We start from the raw sequence: 17,222 nt of genomic DNA, 5'->3' as shown, positions 1-17,222 counted from the left end.
GTCCCGTGTTCGAGACGATCGATGTGTCACCCATGCAGCACCTCCATGATCCGAGCGGCGGTCTCGTCCTCGTCGAGGCCCTCCTCGCGGGCCTCCTCCCGAGCCTCGAGCACGCGCTTGTAGTCACTGGGCATCACCCGGGTGAACCGGGCTGCGGCCGACGGCCAGTCGGCGAGCAGTCGCTCACCGACGGTCGAGCCGGTCTCGTCGACGTGGCGGCGGACCAGTTCGCCCAACGACGCAGCCTCGGCCTCGTCGAGCGCGGAGAGCTCGACGAGCTCGGGGTTGACCCGCGCCTCTGCCAGGTCGAGCACGTAGGCAACGCCGCCGCTCATGCCGGCGGCGAAGTTACGGCCGGTCTCACCGAGGACGACGACCTGACCGCCGGTCATGTACTCGCAGCCGTGGTCGCCCACGCCCTCGACGACGGCGGTCACGCCCGAGTTGCGGACGCAGAACCGCTCGCCGACCTTGCCACGCAGGAAGATCTCGCCGGCGGTGCCGCCGTAGCCGATCACGTTCCCGGCGATGATCTGCTCGGCAGCGTCGAACCTCGCGGCTCGGTCCGGCCGGACGATCACTCGGCCGCCGGACAGGCCCTTGCCGACGTAGTCGTTGGCGTCCCCCTCGAGCCGCAGGGTGATCCCGCGCGGCAGGAACGCTCCGAACGACTGTCCGGCGGAGCCGGTGAACGTCAGGTCGATGGTGCCGTCCGGCAGGCCGTCGCCGCCGTACCGCTTGGTGAGCTCGTGCCCGAGGATGGTGCCGACGGTGCGGTTGACATTGCGGACCTTCAGCTCGGCCCGAACCGGCTCGCCCTTCTCGAGCGCGTCCGCGCAGAGGGCCACCAGCTCGTTGTCCAGAGCCTTGTCCAGGCCGTGGTCCTGGCCGTGGGTGTTGTGCAGGGAGGCACCCTCGGGGAGGTCCGGGACGTGGAAGATCGGGGCGATGTCCAGGCCTGCGGCCTTCCAGTGGTCCACCGCCGCGCGCGCATCCAGCACCTCGGCGTGGCCGATGGCCTCGTCCAGGGATCGGAAGCCGAGCTCGGCGAGCAGTTCGCGGACCTCCTGCGCGATGAACTCGAAGAAGTTGACCACGAACTCCGGCTTGCCGCTGAAGCGCTCCCGGAGCAACGGGTTCTGCGTGGCCACGCCCACCGGGCAGGTGTCCAGGTGACAGACGCGCATCATGATGCAGCCCGACACCACCAGGGGAGCGGTAGCGAAGCCGTACTCCTCCGCACCGAGCAGCGCCGCGATCAGCACGTCGCGGCCGGTCTTCAGCTGACCATCGGTCTGCACCACGATGCGGTCGCGCAGGCCGTTGAGCAGCAGCGTCTGCTGGGTCTCGGCCAGGCCGAGCTCCCACGGGCCGCCGGCATGCTTGAGCGAGGTCAGCGGCGACGCGCCGGTGCCGCCGTCGTGTCCGGAGATGAGTACGACGTCGGCGTGCGCCTTCGACACCCCGGCCGCCACCGTGCCGACTCCGACCTCGGCAACCAGCTTGACGTGCACCCGGGCCTGCGGGTTGGCGTTCTTGAGGTCGTGGATCAGCTGGGCGAGGTCCTCGATCGAGTAGATGTCGTGGTGTGGCGGTGGGCTGATCAGTCCGACACCCGGCGTGCTGTGCCGGGTCTTCGCCACCCACGGGTACACCTTGTGGCCGGGCAGCTGACCGCCCTCGCCGGGCTTGGCGCCCTGAGCCATCTTGATCTGGATGTCGGCGGCGTTGGTGAGGTACTCCGCGGTGACGCCGAAGCGGCCCGAGGCGACCTGCTTGATCGCCGACCGGCGCTCGGGGTCGTGGAGGCGGTCGGGGTCCTCGCCGCCCTCTCCGGTGTTGGACTTCGCGCCCAGCCGGTTCATCGCGATCGCGAGCGTCTCGTGCGCCTCCTTGCTGATCGACCCGTAGGACATCGCGCCTGTCGAGAACCGCTTGACGATCTCGGAGACCGGCTCCACCTCGTCGATCGGCACCGGCTGGCGACCCGACACCTCGGCGTCCTTGAACCGGAACAGGCCCCGCAGCGTCATCAGCCGCTCGGCCTGGTCGTCGACGGCGCGGGTGTACTGCTTGAAGACGTCATAGCGGCCGGACCGGGTGGCGTGCTGGAGCCGGAACACGGTCTCGGGGTTGAACAGGTGCAGCTCACCCTCGCGCCGCCACTGGTACTCCCCGCCCATCTGCAGGCTGCGGTGGGCCGGCGCGATCCCGTCGACGGGGTACGCCGTGCGGTGCCGCAGCGCGACCTCGTGGGCGATCTCGTCCAGGCCGATGCCGCCCAGCTTGGAGGTCGTGCCGGTGAAGTACTTGTCGACCAGTCCCTGGGACAGCCCGAGAGCCTCGAAGATCTGAGCGCCGGTGTACGACGCCACCGTGGAGACGCCCATCTTGGACATCACCTTGAGCACGCCCTTGCCCAGCGACTTCACCAGGTTGTGGACGGCGGCCTCGGGGTCGGCCTTGACGTAGAAGCCGTCCCTGGCCAGGTCCTCGACGGACTCCATCGCCAGGTAGGGGTTCACCGCGGCCGCGCCGTACCCGATCAGGGTGGCGACGTGGTGCACCTCGCGGACGTCGCCGGCCTCCACGAGCAGCCCGACCTGGGTGCGGGTCTTCTCCCGGACCAGGTGATGGTGCACCGCGGCGGTCATCAGCAGGGACGGGATCGGCGCCTGGTTCGCGTCGGAGTGCCGGTCGGAGAGCACGATGATCCGCGCGCCACCGGCGATCGCCTCGCTGACCTCGCGGCAGATCTCGTCGAGCCGACGCCCGAGGGCGGCGCCACCGCCGCTGACGTCATAGAGGCCACGCGACACGTGGGTGATGAAGCCCGGCATGTCGCCGTCGTGGTTGATGTGCCGGATCTTGGTGAGCTCGTCGTTGGTGATCACCGGGAACGGCAGCACCACCTGGCGGCAGCTGGCCGGTGTCGGGTCGAGGAGGTTGGCCTCCGGGCCGATGGTTCCGTTCAGGCTGGTCACCAGCTCCTCACGGATCGCGTCCAGCGGTGGGTTGGTGACCTGCGCGAAGAGCTGCGCGAAGTAGTCGAACAGCAGCCGCGGCCGGTCCGAGAGCACCGCCACGGGCGTGTCGGTGCCCATCGACCCGATCGGCTCCGCGCCGGTGTTGGCCATCGGGCTGAGCAGTACCCGCAGCTGCTCCTCGGTGTAGCCGAAGATCTGCTGGCGGCGGGTGACCGAGGCGTGGCTGTGGATCACGTGCTCACGCTCGACGAGGTCACCGAGCCGGATCAGTCCGGCGTGCAGCCACTCGTCGTACGGGTGCTCGGCGGCCAACTCGGACTTGATCTCCTCGTCCTCGATGATCCGGTGCTCCTCGGTGTCGACGAGGAACATCCGGCCGGGCTGCAGCCGACCCTTGCGGACGATCGTCGCCGGGTCGAGGTCGAGCACGCCCACCTCGGAGGCCAGCACGACGAGACCGTCGTCGGTGACCCAATAGCGGGACGGGCGCAGGCCGTTGCGGTCGAGGACCGCACCGACCTGCGTGCCGTCGGTGAACACCACGCAGGCGGGGCCGTCCCACGGCTCCATCAGCGCGGAGTGGAACTCGTAGAAGGCGCGACGACTGGCGTCCATCTCGGCGTGGTTCTCCCACGCCTCGGGGATCATCATCAGCACCGAGTGCGGCAGTGAGCGTCCGCCGAGGTGCAGCAGCTCGAGCACCTCGTCGAAGGACGCGGAGTCCGAAGCGCCGGGCGTGCAGATCGGGAACAGCCGGTCCAGGTCACCGGGGATCAGGTCGCTGGCCAGCAGGGCTTCACGGGCACGCATCCAGTTGCGGTTGCCCATCACGGTGTTGATCTCGCCGTTGTGGGCGATGAACCGGTAGGGGTGGCTCAGCGGCCAGCTCGGGAAGGTGTTGGTCGAGAACCGGGAGTGCACGACCGCGACCGCAGACGCGACCCGCTCGTCGCGCAGGTCCGGGAAGACGTGGTCGAGCTGATCGGTGGTCAGCATGCCCTTGTAGGCGATCGTCCGGCTCGACAGCGACGGGAAGTAGGCGTCGGTCTCGTGCTCGGCGCGCTTGCGCAGGCAGAAGGCCAGCCGCTCGAGCCCCATCCCCAGCACCCGGGCGCCCTTGGAGGCGACGAACAGCTGGACGAAGGTCGGCATGGTGGCCAGGGCGGTCCGGCCCAGCGACGACGGGTCGGTGGGCACGTCACGCCAGCCGAGGACGCTGAGACCTTCCTCGGCAGCGATCTCCTCGATCCGGCGGCGGGTCTTGGCCACGGTGTCCGCGTCGCCGGGGATGAACGCGGTGCCGACGGCGTAGGCGCGTGCCGCGGGAAGCTCGAATCCCGCCTCCGCGGTCACCTCGCGGAAGAACGCGTCGGGCACCTGCAGCAGGATCCCGGCGCCGTCACCGGAGTTGGTCTCCGAGCCGGCCGCGCCACGGTGCTCGAGGTTGCGCAGCGCGGTGAGGGCCTTGACCACGATGTCGTGGCTGGGCTCGCCGGTCAGGGTGGCGACGAAGGCGACCCCACAGGCGTCGTGCTCGTGTCGCGGGTCGTACAGCCCCTCGGCCGGTGGCGGACCACCGAACGTCTGTGCCCCGGGTGCGGGCGGCGGGTATGCCGGCATGAGCACTCTCCCGTCGTCTTCGAGTGCGCGCTGCTGATCCCGGCTCGGGACCTCGGCGCGCACGGCGGATATGGGCATGCGTGTGTTGGGACGACATTGGCCCAAGCGGAGAGCTCAATCTACCCCAGAGCGGGCTGGGAGCGCGCGTCCGTTTCGTGGGACGGACGTCTCACGAGCGCACTCGGGCACTCATTCGTAACAGTCCTGGTCCGAGCGCTGCAGGAACAGGTCGGTGACCGGACCATGACCCCGCTCGAAACTGAACCGGTAGTCGATCTCCGGCTGCTGGCCGGCCGGGCTGAGCCGCTGGAACCAGCCGTTGGCCTCGCTGCGCGCATGGGGGTACGTCGCGCGTGTTGTGGCCTCCGTGCTCCCGTTGTGGATCCCGTCGACCGTGGACACGCTGTCGCTGGCGAAGATCGCGACCACACCGTGCCGTTGGGACACCGCCAGCTCGACGTGGTTCCCCGTCCCCCGGCCGCCGCGGACCGGTGCGTCGAAGTACTGCGCATTGAGGCAACGCACGGGAGCGCGGAAGCGATGCGCCGTCAGCACGACGTGACCGGTGGCCCGCACCTGCGCGAGGCTCATCCCGAGCCTGATCTTCCCGTAGCCATCATGGGTCAGGACCTCGCCGGTGACCGCGTTCGCCGTGGGCGTCGGCCGGACCGGCGCAGTGTGCCTCGGCGACGGACCGATCGGTACGACGGCGTCGTCGTTGCCTCCGGTCAGCTGGACGGTCGCGGTCACCGCACCGGCGACGACGAGGGCGGCCACTGCGACGGCCCCGGCGGTACGGCGGCGCCGGCGACGGTCGCCACGACGACGCACCTCGGCGGCGGGCTGCGGGACCAGGTGCGGGGCGTCCTCGGCGACCCGCTTGATCAGTTCCAGGGGCTCAGGCATGACGGACTCCCTCAAGTGGGTCGGAACCGGGTCGGAACTGCGCCAACAGCGCGGCCCTCCCCCGGGAGAGCTGGGCCTTGACCGTCCCCTCGGCCGCGCCGGTCTCCGCGGCGATCGCCGCGATCGGCAGGTCGCAGACGTAGTGCAGGACCAGGGCGCGACGCTGCGCGTCCGTGACCTGGCGCAAGGCGGCCACGATGGCCACGTGGTCCGGGTTGGGCCCGTTGGCCGCCGCCGGTCGTTCGTGGGCACGGTCGGGCTCGCGTCGGGAGCGCACCATCCGACGCCATCGACTGATCGCGAGCCGATGGGCGGTGGTGCGCACCCACGCCTCGGGCGAGGACTCCCGGCTCAGGCGAGCGCGGTGCTGCCAGGCCCGGACGAACGCCTCCTGGACGCAGTCGGCGGCCTCGTCCCAGTTGCCGATCATCACGTAGACCTGGCCGGTGATCCGGCGGAAGGACGACTCGTAGAAGTCGTCGAACTCGGCTTCGTCCATGTGTCCCCCAGGGCTCCGTCCGGACCACTGTTGACCCGACTCACAGATCCTTACGTCCGACGCTGGCACAAGGTTGCACCCCGCGCCGGACCGCCGCCCCGGCTGGCGCGGTCAGCCGGGGTGCTGTGCGCCCGCCGAGCCGGTGGGCGTCGAGGGGTCGGGCGGCTCAGCAACGTCCTCGTCCTCCCTCGGCGCGGAGGAGCGGGTGGAGTCGGCGGGGTCGGTTGAGTCGGCGGGCCGGTGCCCGTCGACGTACGGCGACTCCTCGCGACTGCCGGGGCGAGGGTGCCGGCGGCCGATCACCACGAAGGCGACCAGCCCGCAGACGAAGAGCACCAGCGCGACCCACGCGTTGAACCGCATCCCGAGGAAATGGTCACCGTCGGCGGCGACGTCGATGCGCAGGTTCTCGATCCAGAACCGCCCGGCGCAGTAGCAGGCCACGTACAGCGCGAAGCACCGCCCGAAGCCCAGGCGGAGCCGCCGGTCCAGCCACAGCACCAGCCCGAAGGCACCGAGGTTCCACACGCACTCATAGAGGAACGTGGGGTGGAAGGTCGCGTACTGAAGCCCGTGCGCGGTGGGCGGTGGGTTGTCGGCGGTGTACGGCGGCACCCAGTGGGAGCTGTCGATCTTCAGCCCCCACGGAAGCGTGGTCGGCTTGCCGTAGAGCTCCTGGTTGAAGTAGTTGCCCCAGCGGCCGATCGCCTGGGCCAGCAGCAGTCCGGGCGCCAGTGCATCCATCAGGGGCCGCATCCTGATGCCCCGGCGACGGCACGCGATCGCACCGCCGAGCACACCGCCGGCGATCGCACCCCAGATCGCCAGACCGCCGTTCCAGACCTCGAGGGCCCCGATCGGATGGCTGGGGAAGTACAGCTCGTGGTCGGTGATCACGTGGTAGACCCGGGCCCCCACCAGGCCGAACGGCACCGCCCACAACGCGATGTCGGCGATCTCGCCGCGGGTGCCCCCGCGCTGCTCCCATCGGCGCTCGCCGAGCCACACCGCGGCGATCACGCCGGCGATGATGCACAGTGCATAGCCACGGACCGGGAGCGGGCCGAGGTGCCAGACCCCCTGGCTCGGGCTCGGGATGAAGCCCGGGATCAACAGTGCGGTCACGCGGCGCTCTCCTTCACCAGGCGCGAGAGGTCCTCGGCCATGTCCTTGGGCGACGTCGATCCCGACCAGACCAGCGGCGCGGTGCCACCGGTGACGCCGTACACCGCCGTGGTGTGGTCGACCTCGTAGCCTCCGCTCGGAAGTCGCTGTCCCTTCTTGACGTAGACCCCGAGCGGCTTGCCCAGCCGGTCGATCGCGTCGATCGGGCCGGTCGCGCCGAGGAAGTGCGTGTCGAAGCGGGCCAGGTAGTCCGCCAGCACCGATCCGGTGTCGCGCGCAGGATCGGTGGTGACGAACACCACCCGCACCCGGCTGCGCTCGGACTCGGGCAACCGGAGGTAGGCCGACGTGATCGTGCTCATCACGACCTGACAGACGTCAGGACAGTTGGTGTAGCCGAAGAACACGACGTCGACGGCGCGGTCGTCGCTGGCCAGGGTGAACGGCCGGCCGCCGTCGTCGGTGAGTCGGACGGCGGGCACGTCGTACGGCGGGGCCACGTAGGTGCCGTGGTAGCCGTGGTTGTTCTGGCGCTGGACGTCCGTCACCGCCGGGTCGGTGCTCCCACACCCGGCGGCCGCCAGGCCGACCACCGCGAGCATCGGCAGCCAGCGGGCGGGGCCCCTGCCCGCCCGGTGGCGCGCAGCAGGCGAGCGATCGGTCGACCGCGGGTCAGCGACGGGCACGGCGTACCCCTGCGGCCAGGTCCTCGGTGAGCGCGGCGAGTGCCTTGCGACCGGCAGCCCGATCGGAGCCGGCGTCGAGGAGGGTGCGGACGAACGCGGAGCCCACGATCACGCCGTCGGCGTACGAGGCGACCTCGGCCGCCTGGTCGCCGTCGGAGACCCCCAGCCCGACGCCCACAGGCAGGTCGGTCGCCTGGCGCGTCCGGGCGACCAGCGGTCCGGCCAGCTCGCTGGTGCTCGCCCGGGCGCCGGTCACCCCCATCACCGCGGTGGCATAGACGAAGCCGCGGCACGCGGCGGTGGTCATCGCCAGCCGCTCGTCGGTCGAGGACGGCGCGACCAGGAAGACCTTGTCGAGCTCGTGCTCGTCGGCCGCCGCGATCCACTCGTCGGCCGAGTCCGGGGTCAGGTCCGGGGTGATCAGCCCGGCCCCGCCTGCGGCGGCCAGGTCTGCGGTGAAGCGCGCGACGCCGCTGTCTGCGGCACCGGCACGACCGGAACGCGCCGACGCCGTCGCTGACCGGGCGTAGCTCTCGACGGGGTTCCAGTAGGTCATCACCAGCACCGGCACGCCGGCCGCCGCGACCGCCTCCACCGTGCGCAGCACGTCGGCGGTGCGGACCCCCCCGGCCAGGGCCTGCTGAGCGGCTGCCTGGATCGTGGGCCCGTCCATCACCGGGTCGCTGTAGGGCAGGCCGACCTCGATGACGTCGCAGCCCGAGTCGATCATCACCCGGATCGCGTCGATGCCTCCATCGACGTCGGGGAAGCCTGCCGGCAGATAGCCGACCAGTGCGGCTCGGCCGTCGGCGCGCGCGGCGTCGAAGGCGGCCCGGGAGCTCGGTCCGGTCATGACTTCGCCCCCTCCGCGATCTCGGCGTCGGACGCTCGGTCGGGGTGGCCCGCCCCGTCGGTGCGGCCCAGGCCGAACCATTCGATCGCGGTGCCCATGTCCTTGTCGCCTCGTCCGGAGAGGTTCACCAGGATCGTCGAGCCGGGCCGCTGCTCGGCGAGCCGCAACGCACCGGCGACGGCGTGCGCCGACTCGATCGCGCAGATGATGCCCTCGGACCGGGCCAGCAGCGCCATCGCCTCCATCGCCTCGGCGTCCGTCACCGGCTCATAGGTCGCCCGGCCCGAACGGGCCAGATGTGCGTGCTGCGGGCCGACCCCGGGGTAGTCCAGGCCGGCGGAGATCGAGTGGGACTCGATCGTCTGACCGTCCTCGTCCTGGAGCACGTAGGTGCGGGCGCCGTGCAGGACCCCGACATCGCCGGCCCAGATCGTCGCGGCGTGGCGCGGGGTATCCACGCCCTCGCCGCCGGCCTCGTAGCCGTGGATCGCGACGTCGGCGTCGTCGAGGAACGCGGTGAACAGGCCGATCGCGTTGGATCCGCCGCCCACACAGGCCACGACGGCATCAGGCAGCGCGCCGGTCAGCCCCAGGCACTGGACGCGGGCCTCGTCGCCGATGCCGCGACAGAAGTCGCGAACCATCGCCGGGAACGGGTGCGGTCCCGCCGCGGTCCCGAAGCAGTACGCCGTGTGCTCGACGCTGGCCACCCAGTCCCGGATCGCCTCGTTGATCGCGTCCTTGAGCGTGCGACTGCCGGACCCCACGGCCACCACCTCGGCGCCGAGGAGCTGCATCCGAGCCACGTTGAGTGCCTGTCGCTGGGTGTCGAGCTCGCCCATGTAGACGACGCAGTCGAGTCCGAGGTAGGCCGCTGCGGTCGCGGTGGCGACACCGTGCTGGCCGGCCCCGGTCTCGGCGATCATCCGGGTCTTTCCCATCCGCCGCGCCAGCAGCGCCTGACCGAGGACGTTGCGGATCTTGTGAGCCCCGGTGTGGTTGAGGTCCTCGCGCTTGAGCAGGATCCGGGCGCCCACCTGCTCGGAGAGCCGGGTGGCGTCGTAGAGCAGGCTCGGCACTCCGGCGTACTCGTGCAGCATCTGCTGGAAGGTGCGGGTGAACTCGGGGTCGGTCATCGCCTGCTGCCAGACCTCGGTGAGCCGGTCGAGTTCGGCGATCAGCGCCTCGGGCATGAAGCGCCCGCCCCACTGGACGTCGCCGTCGGCACCGAAGACGCCGCGCTCGTCGGGTCCGTGGTCGCGAGGCTGCTGACTCATCTGCCGACCGCCCGCATCGCGGCGACGGCCGAGGCGGGATCGCCGTCGCGCACGAGTGCCTCGCCGACCAGCACCACGTCGGCGCCCTGGTCGGCGTACCGGCGGGCGTCGTCGACGCCGGCGACCCCCGACTCGGCCACCTTCACCACGTCGGCGGGCAGCGTCGCGGCCAGCCGTCCGAACACGTCGGGGTCGACCTCGAGGGTCTTCAGGTTGCGGGCGTTGACCCCGATGAGACGGGCGCCGACGGCCACGGCACGCTCGATCTCAGCGTGGTCGTGCGTCTCGACCAAGGGGGTCAGGCCGAGCTCCCGGGCAGTCGCGTGCAGGTCCGCCAGGAGCACATCGTCGAGGGCGGCGACGATCAGCAGCACCAGGTCGGCGCCGGCGGCCCGCGCCTCCATCAGCTGGTAGTCGGTGACCACGAAGTCCTTGCGCAGCAACGGGGTCGGCACCGCCGCACGGACGGCGCGGAGGTCATCGAGGGATCCGCCGAACCGCCGCTGCTCGGTCAGCACCGAGATCGCATCGGCTCCGCCGTCGGCGTACGCCGTGGCCAGCGCGGCCGGGTCCGGGATCGGGGCCAGGTCCCCCTTGCTCGGCGAACGGCGCTTGACCTCGGCGATCACGGCGAGTCCGGGCTCACGGAAGGCGGGCATGGGGTCGATCGGCGTCCGGGCGGCTTCGACCTGGCGGTGCAGGTCGGCCTCGGGCAGCTCCTGCTGGCGTACGGCGAGGTCCTCGCGCACACCGGCAACGATGTCGTCGAGGACGGACATGCGACAACCTCACTACGGGACGGGCCTGCGGGACGGGTTTGGGGACGCCCCCAAGAATGTCACGACACGTGCAGCGCCGAGCCCCACGGGGTGTTCCGGAAGACGGTGAACGCCAGCGCGACCACGACGTATGCGGTCAGCGCGAGGCGCCTCAGCCCCGCTGGAACCCGGTCCCGTCCTGCGCCGCGGAGCCAAGCCAGCCAGGCGACGGCAGCCAGGGGCAACGATGCCACGAACAGCAGGTTGCTGTGCGCGGCGGCGACGAGCCGGCCGTTGCCGAGGTCGTTGACCGCCCGCAGGCCTCCACAGGCGGGGCAGTCCCAGCCGGTGAGCGCCTTGAACGGGCAGAGCACCCACAGATGGCGGTGCGGATCGCGCAGGTGCAGCGCTACGACGAGCAGGAGCAACACGACCGCGACCGTTGTGGACAGCCGGGCTCGCCGGGCGGGGCCGTCGGTCACGGCACCCGCGATGGCCATCAGCGTGCCGCGCCGTAGCCCATCCGCGACATCACGGTGCCGACGATGATCGCAAGCGGAGCCATCGCTACCCCGACCCAGAATGTGGGCATGCTGGCGACCATCAGGCCGATCCCGCCCACCAGGAAGCCGAGCAGGGCGATCGTCACGGCGGTCCAGGCGGCAGGCGTGTTGCCGTGGTTGTCTGACATGGCTCAGGGCTCCTCTGGCGTCTCGGACGGGGAACATAGTAGGGGGACTGCTCACTCGGTGGGGTCGCGCCCCTCGTCGATGGCCTTCCAGATCTCCAGATTGGTCTTCGGCTCCGCCTCGGCGGCCCGCTGTGCGGCCGCGCCCGGGGCGTCGTACTTCGCCCCCATCGCCGGCCACGACCTGGCGAACCGGATCGCCAGAGCGAGCGCCACCGAGGTGACCAGGGCCGCGACCAGGCACACCCAGAACCAGCCGGTCAGCGACACCGCAGCCGTGCCGGTGCCGGGGCTGCCGAGCCCGAGCTGGGTGTCAACCGCTCGACGTACGGCGTCGGGCGCCGACCAGGCCGACCGGACCGTGACGGCGAGCAGCGCGACCGCGCACACCAGCCCCACCGCGGCGACCACCCGGCGGAAGCGCCCTCGGGTGACCAGGATCGCGCCCCAGGCCGCCAGGCAGGCCAGGCTCAGCGCGGAGGCCAGCGGGACCTGGCCCGCGGCGTCGAGAACGCCTCGGTCGATCGGCAGTCCTGCCGAGACCGAGTCGGCCGAGCTGTCCAGCCGCGCCCAGACCTTCGCCCCAGCGACCGCCGCCAGCGCGGCCGCCGCTGCACCCGGCAGGAGCACCGGCGCGAAGGTCCGTCGCGGGTCACGTCCGCGGCCGGCGCTGGTTGGCTCGGGCGCGGCCCCTGGCCCGGATCCTGGCTCAGCCATCCGTGCTCCGGGCGCTGAGCAGGTCGGCGTCGAAACAGGTCCGGTCACCGGTGTGGCACGCGGCGCCCTCCTGGTCGACCTTGACCAGCAGGGTGTCCCCATCGCAGTCGAGCCGGACCTCGCGGACGTGCTGTCGATGGCCGGACGTCTCGCCCTTGACCCAGTACTCCTGACGGGACCGGCTCCAGAACGTGCTCCGGCCGGTGCTCAGCGTGCGGTGCAGCGCCTCGTCGTCCATCCAGCCGAGCATCAGCACCTCGCCGGTGTCGTGCTGCTGGACGATGGCAGGCACGAGGCCCTGCTCGTTGCGCTTCAGCCGCCGGGCGATGGCGGGGTCGAGATCGCTCACCCCTCGAGTATCCCCGTCAGTTCACGGCGAAGTGGACGTGGTCCATGTGGTTGGCCGTCGGTGAGCCCCGGTCGGGCATCAGCCGCCACCCCTCACTGGCCCGCACCGGTGTCCAGATGTGCTGGCGGTAGATGATGTCGTAGATGTCCAGCTCGGCTGCGTGGGCCTGCAGGAACTCCGCGATCTTGTAGCCCAGCGCCGAGTCGCCGTAGACCATCGCGTCGACGGCATGGCCGGTGTCGTGCTCGGGCCGGTTCGCCAGGCCGCCGTACGTGGTGACCTGCGGGAAGTCGTTGCAGACCGCCTCCCAGGCGCGAATCGCGCCCGGCACCAGACCGTGCTCGACCGAGGCGGTCGCGGCGCACGGCTGGAAGGTGAGGCCGAGGCTGGCCGGATCCGCAGGCTTCTTCGCCGCCAGGTAGGCGCTGTGGACCCACCGCAGCGCGTCGCCGACCATCACGCCGGTGAAGCCGTGCAGGGTCTGGGCGGTGACGGTGACCTTCTTCGCGGCAGGCACCTCATCGACCACGGGGGCGCCGTCGCTGGGCTTGGTGTAGACGTTGAGGTCCGCGGTCGACCACTTGTGGCCGACCGGCCGCTCGGCGAGGCGATCCAGGTCTCGGGAGATGCCGACGCTGCGGGCGGCGCCGTCGATCGCCGAGGAGGACACCCGGTGGGTGGCCGCCGCGCTGAGGTCGGCGCCGGCAGCCGTCGGGTTCAAGGGAGCGCTGGGCAGCTCGCTGACCCCGACCCCGGCCCCGACCACGGCGATGGTGGCGAGGGGGGCGGCGAGCAGCGCCGTACGGCGGTTCCCGCGGGCGACGGGAGGCTTCGCGGGGAGCCGGTGCCGGCCTTGGTGTCGGCCTTGGGACACGAGGGATCCTTCGTTCGTCGGGCACGTGCGCAGGCCCGGGGCGGCTTGTGACCGGTCCGGGCAACCCGACGATGAAATCACGAAACGGTCACGACGACCGCACCGGGAGGGAGCGCGGCGGCTGTGAGGCCGCCCACGTCAGGCCTGGCCGCGTGGTCCCGAACCGGGCTCTCGGCGCTCAGCCGCCGCTGGTCTCGGAGGTGTCCTCACGGGCGAGGTCGACCCGGTCGTCGCGTTCGTCGAGCCAGCCCTCAGGCAGCACCACCCGGCGCCGTGGGGCGCCCTGACGGCCCCGCGGGTGGCCGAGCTCGGATACCGGGAACGGCTCGTCCGGGTCGAGCTCGCCGAGCAGCAGGTCCAGCTCGGCGAGGGTGCTGACCAGGGCGAGGGCGTGTCGCAGCTCACCACCGGCGCGGAAGCCCTTGAGGTACCACGACACGTGCTTGCGGAACTCCTTGCAGCCGCGCTCCTCCCCCATGTGCCCGCAGAGCAGCTCGGCGTGCCGACGCATCATCGTGCGCACGGCCCCCAGCGTCGGCAGGGCGGTGCGGTGTGGCGCCTCGGGCGCTGCCGAGGAGAACGCCGTGGCGAGGTCGGCGAAGAGCCAGGGCCGACCCAGGCAGCCCCGTCCGACCACCACTCCGGCCGCGCCGGTCTGCTCGACCATCCGAACGGCGTCGGCCGCCTCCCAGATGTCCCCGTTGCCGAGCACCGGGATGTCCAGGGTGTCAACGAGCCGCGCGATCGGCTCCCAGTCGGCGTCGCCGGAGTAGCCCTGGATCGCGGTACGGCCGTGCAGCGCGATCGCCGCGGCCCCGGACTCCTGCGCGATCCGGCCGGCGTCGAGGTAGGTCTCGTGCTCGGGATCGATCCCAACCCGGGTCTTCATCGTGACGGGGACGTCGTACCGCTCCCCCGCGCCGACCGCGGCCTCGAGGATGTCGGCCAGCAGCCTGCGCTTCCACGGCAGCGCGGCGCCGCCGCCCTTGCGGGTCACCTTCGGAACCGGACAGCCGAAGTTCAAGTCGACGTGGGCGACGCCGTACTCCGCACACAGGATCTCGGTCGCCTTGCCGACATAGACCGGGTCGGTGCCGTAGAGCTGGACCGACCGCACCGCCTCGAGATCATCGAACGCGAGCATCGCCTTGGTGGTCGTGTCGCCCTCGACCAGCCCACGGCTGGTGATCATCTCGCACACGAAGAGGCCGACCCCACCGCCGGCAGCCGCCTGCTCGAGGCACAGCCGGCGGTAGGCGGCGTTGGTGATCCCGGCCATCGGGGCCAGCACCACCGGGGTGTCGACCCGCAACGAGCCGAGCTGGAGTGAGGTGGGTGTGCTCAGGACTTCTTCTTCTTGCTCTTGTGAGACGTGTGGGACGCCTTGGGGTGCTCGGGCACGATCTTGCCCGTCCACTCGATCGGCTGGAACTCCTGCAGCGGGCGGAAGCTCACCGCAGTCATGGTCCCGTGCTTCGGCACCAGGTAGACGAGGCAGGTCTTCGCCTTCGCGTGCGGCGCGAAGCGCTTGGGCAACGACGAGGACGGGCAACGCTTGAAGTCGTTGGTGAAGCTCGAGGAGTGGATCAGAGTGTTGTCCTGGTTCACGGCCCACAGCGGGACGTCGGTGCCCCCGACGTCACCAGTGCCGACGTTCGCGACCTTGACCTGGACGTAGTACGGCGTGGACGCCTTCGCGCGCTTGTCGAGGACGTAGATCGCGAAATCCTTCATGGTGGCCCGGGTGATCCCCGTGACCGTGAGCTTCAAGACCGTGCCGCGCTTCTGGTTCGGCTGATAGGGAACGGTCGCCGACTCCCCGAGGGAGAGCTTGGTCCCCGGGGTGGTCAGCGAGACCCCGGAGGGCACGTCCACGCTCGGCGTGGGCACCGTCGGGGACGGCGTGTGCGCGACCTGCGGCTGGTTGCTGCCGCCACATCCGCTGAGCGCCAGTGCGGGGGCCAGCAGCATCGCGCCGACGGCGGTGGTCCGGGACAGCCGGGTACGTCGCATCACCCGGCCATTGTGCCAACGCGACCCTCGAACACCGGGCATTCGGATCGTCAGCACCCGACGAGTCGCTCGGCGAACCAGCTGCGCAGTCCCTCGAGAGGGATGCGATCCTGCTTCATCGAGTCGCGCTCACGGACGGTGGCCGCACCATCGTCGAGGGTGTCGAAGTCGATCGTCACGCAGTACGGCGTACCGATCTCGTCCTGGCGCCGGTACCTCTTGCCGATCGCGCCGGCGTCGTCGAACTCGACGTTCCACGACTGCCGCAGCTCCGCGGCGACCTGCCGTGCTCGTGGGGTGAGGTCCTCGTTGCGGCTCAGCGGGAGGACCGCGACCTTCACCGGGGCGAGCCTCGGGTCCAGGCGCAGCACCGTGCGCACGTCGACCCCGCCCTTGGTGTTCGGGGCCTCGTCCTCGTCGTACGCGTCGATCAGGAAGGCCATGAACGACCGGGTGAGCCCGGCCGCGGGCTCGATGACGTAGGGCACGTAGCGCTCGCCGGTGCCCTGATCGAAGTAGGAGAGGTCCTTGCCGGAGAACTCGCTGTGCTGGGTCAGGTCGAAGTCCGTGCGGTTCGCGATGCCCTCGAGCTCCTCGAAGTCACGTCCGGAGAAGCCGAAGCGGAACTCGATGTCGACGGTGCGCTTGGAGTAGTGGGAGAGCTTCTCGGCCGGGTGCTCGTAGTGGCGCAGGTTGTCCGGGTCGATGCCGAGGTCGACGTACCACTGCGTCCGGGTGTCGATCCAGTACTGGTGCAGCTCCTCGTCCTCGCCCGGACGGGTGAAGTACTCCATCTCCATCTGCTCGAACTCGCGGGTCCGGAAGATGAAGTTGCCGGGCGTGATCTCGTTGCGGAAGCTCTTGCCGATCTGGGCGATGCCGAAGGGCGGCTTCTTGCGGCTGCTGGTCAGCACGTTGGCGAAGTTCAAGAAGATGCCCTGGGCCGTCTCCGGCCGCAGGTAGCGCAGGCCGGACTCGTCCTCGAGCACGCCGACGTAGGTCTTCAGCATCATGTTGAACTCGCGGGGCGGGGTCCAGGCGCCACGGGTGCCGCAGTTGGGGCACGGCACCGACTCGTTGATGTCGACAGTGTCAGGGTCCGCGATGCCCTTGCGCTCGGCGTACTCCTCCTGGAGGTGGTCCTCCCGGAAGCGCTTGTGGCAGGACTGGCACTCGGTGAGCGGGTCGCTGAAGGTGCTCAGGTGGCCGCTGGCCTCCCAGGTGCGGGTCGGCAGGATCACGCTGGAGTCCAGGCCGACGACGTCGTCGCGCGAGGTGACCATCGCGCGCCACCACGCGCGCTTGATGTTCTCCTTCAGCTCCACCCCGAGCGGGCCGAAGTCCCAGGCCGATCGGGTGCCGCCGTAGATGTCACCACAGGGAAAGACGAAGCCCCGTCGCTTGCAGAGGGAGACGACCTTGTCGAGGGTGGAGGTGGGCGGCTTGGCCACGGTGCTGCTCCTGGATCGGGACGTGCCCGGCTGGCTGCCGGGCGGGGGGTGGTGTGCGAAGGAGCAAGCCTACCGATGGAGATCAGCGCGGGACGTTGCGGTTCAGCTCGCCCTCATCGGGCTCGTAGGCGGACGGTTCGTCGAGCGCCAGGCTCAGCAGCGGCACCGCCGTCACCCGCACGTCGTACGACGAGAGCGCGCGACGGTAGCTGCCGACGTCCGCCCAGCGCGTCACCAGCACCCACAGGTCCGGATCGTCGACGTTGCGCCCGGACTCGGCGCTCCTGAATCCGCGCTGGCCCGCCAGCGCCGCGATCGCGGCCGCCAGCTGCTCGCGGAAGCCCGTCTCGCTGCGACCCGTGGTCCCGACACGGAACCTGCTCACGACCAGCATGGGCCCACAGTAGAGGCCGCTGTCG

Annotated in this window: 17 protein-coding genes; all 17 read right to left on the bottom strand. The window is 70.9% G+C overall.

All coding sequences use genetic code 11. The features are described from left to right. Window positions 1-26: 26 nt before the first annotated feature. Window positions 27-4,607, bottom strand: coding sequence for a glutamate synthase large subunit (gltB, locus tag Q9R13_RS00330; RefSeq protein WP_310963042.1), 4,581 nt, complete (start codon window positions 4,605-4,607; stop codon window positions 27-29). Between the two features lie 189 nt (window positions 4,608-4,796). Further along, the gene (locus tag Q9R13_RS00325) at window positions 4,797-5,513 is read right to left on the bottom strand and encodes a hypothetical protein (protein ID WP_310963041.1); all 717 of its coding nucleotides are present in this window, start codon (window positions 5,511-5,513) and stop codon (window positions 4,797-4,799) included. After that, on the bottom strand, window positions 5,506-6,012 hold the full coding sequence (locus Q9R13_RS00320; RefSeq protein ID WP_310963040.1) for a sigma-70 family RNA polymerase sigma factor: 507 nt from the start codon (window positions 6,010-6,012) through the stop codon (window positions 5,506-5,508). Before Q9R13_RS00320 ends, Q9R13_RS00325 begins: the two co-directional genes overlap by 8 nt. 111 nt (window positions 6,013-6,123) lie before the next feature. After that, window positions 6,124-7,137 (bottom strand): prolipoprotein diacylglyceryl transferase, encoded by a 1,014-nt coding sequence (gene lgt, locus Q9R13_RS00315; RefSeq protein ID WP_310963039.1) that lies wholly within the window; start codon window positions 7,135-7,137, stop codon window positions 6,124-6,126. Beyond that, window positions 7,134-7,823, bottom strand: coding sequence for an SCO family protein (locus Q9R13_RS00310; protein ID WP_310963038.1), 690 nt, complete (start codon window positions 7,821-7,823; stop codon window positions 7,134-7,136). Before Q9R13_RS00310 ends, lgt begins: the two co-directional genes overlap by 4 nt. Continuing rightward, entirely contained in the window at window positions 7,810-8,676 is an 867-nt protein-coding gene (gene trpA, locus Q9R13_RS00305) for a tryptophan synthase subunit alpha (protein ID WP_310963037.1), read from the bottom strand. Before trpA ends, Q9R13_RS00310 begins: the two co-directional genes overlap by 14 nt. Next, complete coding sequence (gene trpB / locus Q9R13_RS00300; protein WP_310963035.1) at window positions 8,673-9,953, bottom strand: tryptophan synthase subunit beta; 1,281 nt, start codon at window positions 9,951-9,953, stop codon at window positions 8,673-8,675. The genes trpA and trpB overlap by 4 nt, the downstream gene beginning before the upstream one ends. Next, a complete protein-coding gene (gene trpC / locus Q9R13_RS00295) occupies window positions 9,950-10,732 on the bottom strand; it encodes an indole-3-glycerol phosphate synthase TrpC (protein ID WP_310963034.1) in 783 nt (260 codons plus the stop codon). The genes trpB and trpC overlap by 4 nt, the downstream gene beginning before the upstream one ends. 59 nt (window positions 10,733-10,791) lie before the next feature. Beyond that, window positions 10,792-11,193, bottom strand: a complete 402-nt coding sequence (locus Q9R13_RS00290) for a DUF2752 domain-containing protein (RefSeq protein ID WP_310963033.1) — start codon at window positions 11,191-11,193, stop codon at window positions 10,792-10,794. A gap of 17 nt (window positions 11,194-11,210) precedes the next feature. Further along, window positions 11,211-11,402, bottom strand: a complete 192-nt coding sequence (locus Q9R13_RS00285; protein WP_310963032.1) for an HGxxPAAW family protein — start codon at window positions 11,400-11,402, stop codon at window positions 11,211-11,213. A 51-nt stretch (window positions 11,403-11,453) separates the two neighbouring features. Further along, complete coding sequence (locus Q9R13_RS00280; RefSeq protein WP_310963031.1) at window positions 11,454-12,116, bottom strand: Trp biosynthesis-associated membrane protein; 663 nt, start codon at window positions 12,114-12,116, stop codon at window positions 11,454-11,456. Then, on the bottom strand, window positions 12,109-12,465 hold the full coding sequence (hisI, locus tag Q9R13_RS00275) for a phosphoribosyl-AMP cyclohydrolase (RefSeq protein WP_310963030.1): 357 nt from the start codon (window positions 12,463-12,465) through the stop codon (window positions 12,109-12,111). The genes Q9R13_RS00280 and hisI overlap by 8 nt, the downstream gene beginning before the upstream one ends. A gap of 16 nt (window positions 12,466-12,481) precedes the next feature. Then, window positions 12,482-13,339, bottom strand: coding sequence for an SH3 domain-containing protein (locus Q9R13_RS00270; protein ID WP_310963029.1), 858 nt, complete (start codon window positions 13,337-13,339; stop codon window positions 12,482-12,484). 178 nt (window positions 13,340-13,517) lie between these two features. Continuing rightward, on the bottom strand, window positions 13,518-14,684 hold the full coding sequence (dusB, locus tag Q9R13_RS00265) for a tRNA dihydrouridine synthase DusB (protein ID WP_310965139.1): 1,167 nt from the start codon (window positions 14,682-14,684) through the stop codon (window positions 13,518-13,520). After that, the gene (locus tag Q9R13_RS00260; protein ID WP_310963027.1) at window positions 14,681-15,355 is read right to left on the bottom strand and encodes a hypothetical protein; all 675 of its coding nucleotides are present in this window, start codon (window positions 15,353-15,355) and stop codon (window positions 14,681-14,683) included. The genes dusB and Q9R13_RS00260 overlap by 4 nt, the downstream gene beginning before the upstream one ends. 47 nt (window positions 15,356-15,402) lie before the next feature. Continuing rightward, window positions 15,403-16,803, bottom strand: coding sequence for a glycine--tRNA ligase (locus Q9R13_RS00255; protein ID WP_310963025.1), 1,401 nt, complete (start codon window positions 16,801-16,803; stop codon window positions 15,403-15,405). Window positions 16,804-16,885: 82 nt separating this feature from the next. Then, a complete protein-coding gene (locus tag Q9R13_RS00250) occupies window positions 16,886-17,197 on the bottom strand; it encodes an antibiotic biosynthesis monooxygenase (protein WP_310963024.1) in 312 nt (103 codons plus the stop codon). Window positions 17,198-17,222: the final 25 nt, after the last annotated feature.

The organism is Nocardioides marmorisolisilvae, from assembly GCF_031656915.1.
Classification (GTDB): Bacteria; Actinomycetota; Actinomycetes; order Propionibacteriales; family Nocardioidaceae; genus Marmoricola; species Marmoricola terrisoli.
The sequence above is the reverse complement of the archived record's forward strand: the minus strand, read 5'-3'. Positions and strand labels throughout refer to the sequence as shown.

Bases quoted from the DNA above. Each gene is read 5' to 3' on its own strand.
- gltB (WP_310963042.1), bottom strand. From the start codon at position 4,607: ATGCCGGCATACCCGCCGCCCGCACCCGGGGCACAGACGTTCGGTGGT.
- Q9R13_RS00325 (WP_310963041.1), bottom strand. From the start codon at position 5,513: ATGCCTGAGCCCCTGGAACTGATCAAGCGGGTCGCCGAGGACGCCCCG.
- Q9R13_RS00320 (WP_310963040.1), bottom strand. From the start codon at position 6,012: ATGGACGAAGCCGAGTTCGACGACTTCTACGAGTCGTCCTTCCGCCGG.
- trpA (WP_310963037.1), bottom strand. From the start codon at position 8,676: ATGACCGGACCGAGCTCCCGGGCCGCCTTCGACGCCGCGCGCGCCGAC.
- trpB (WP_310963035.1), bottom strand. From the start codon at position 9,953: ATGAGTCAGCAGCCTCGCGACCACGGACCCGACGAGCGCGGCGTCTTC.
- trpC (WP_310963034.1), bottom strand. From the start codon at position 10,732: ATGTCCGTCCTCGACGACATCGTTGCCGGTGTGCGCGAGGACCTCGCC.
- Q9R13_RS00285 (WP_310963032.1), bottom strand. From the start codon at position 11,402: ATGTCAGACAACCACGGCAACACGCCTGCCGCCTGGACCGCCGTGACG.
- Q9R13_RS00280 (WP_310963031.1), bottom strand. From the start codon at position 12,116: ATGGCTGAGCCAGGATCCGGGCCAGGGGCCGCGCCCGAGCCAACCAGC.
- Q9R13_RS00250 (WP_310963024.1), bottom strand. From the start codon at position 17,197: ATGCTGGTCGTGAGCAGGTTCCGTGTCGGGACCACGGGTCGCAGCGAG.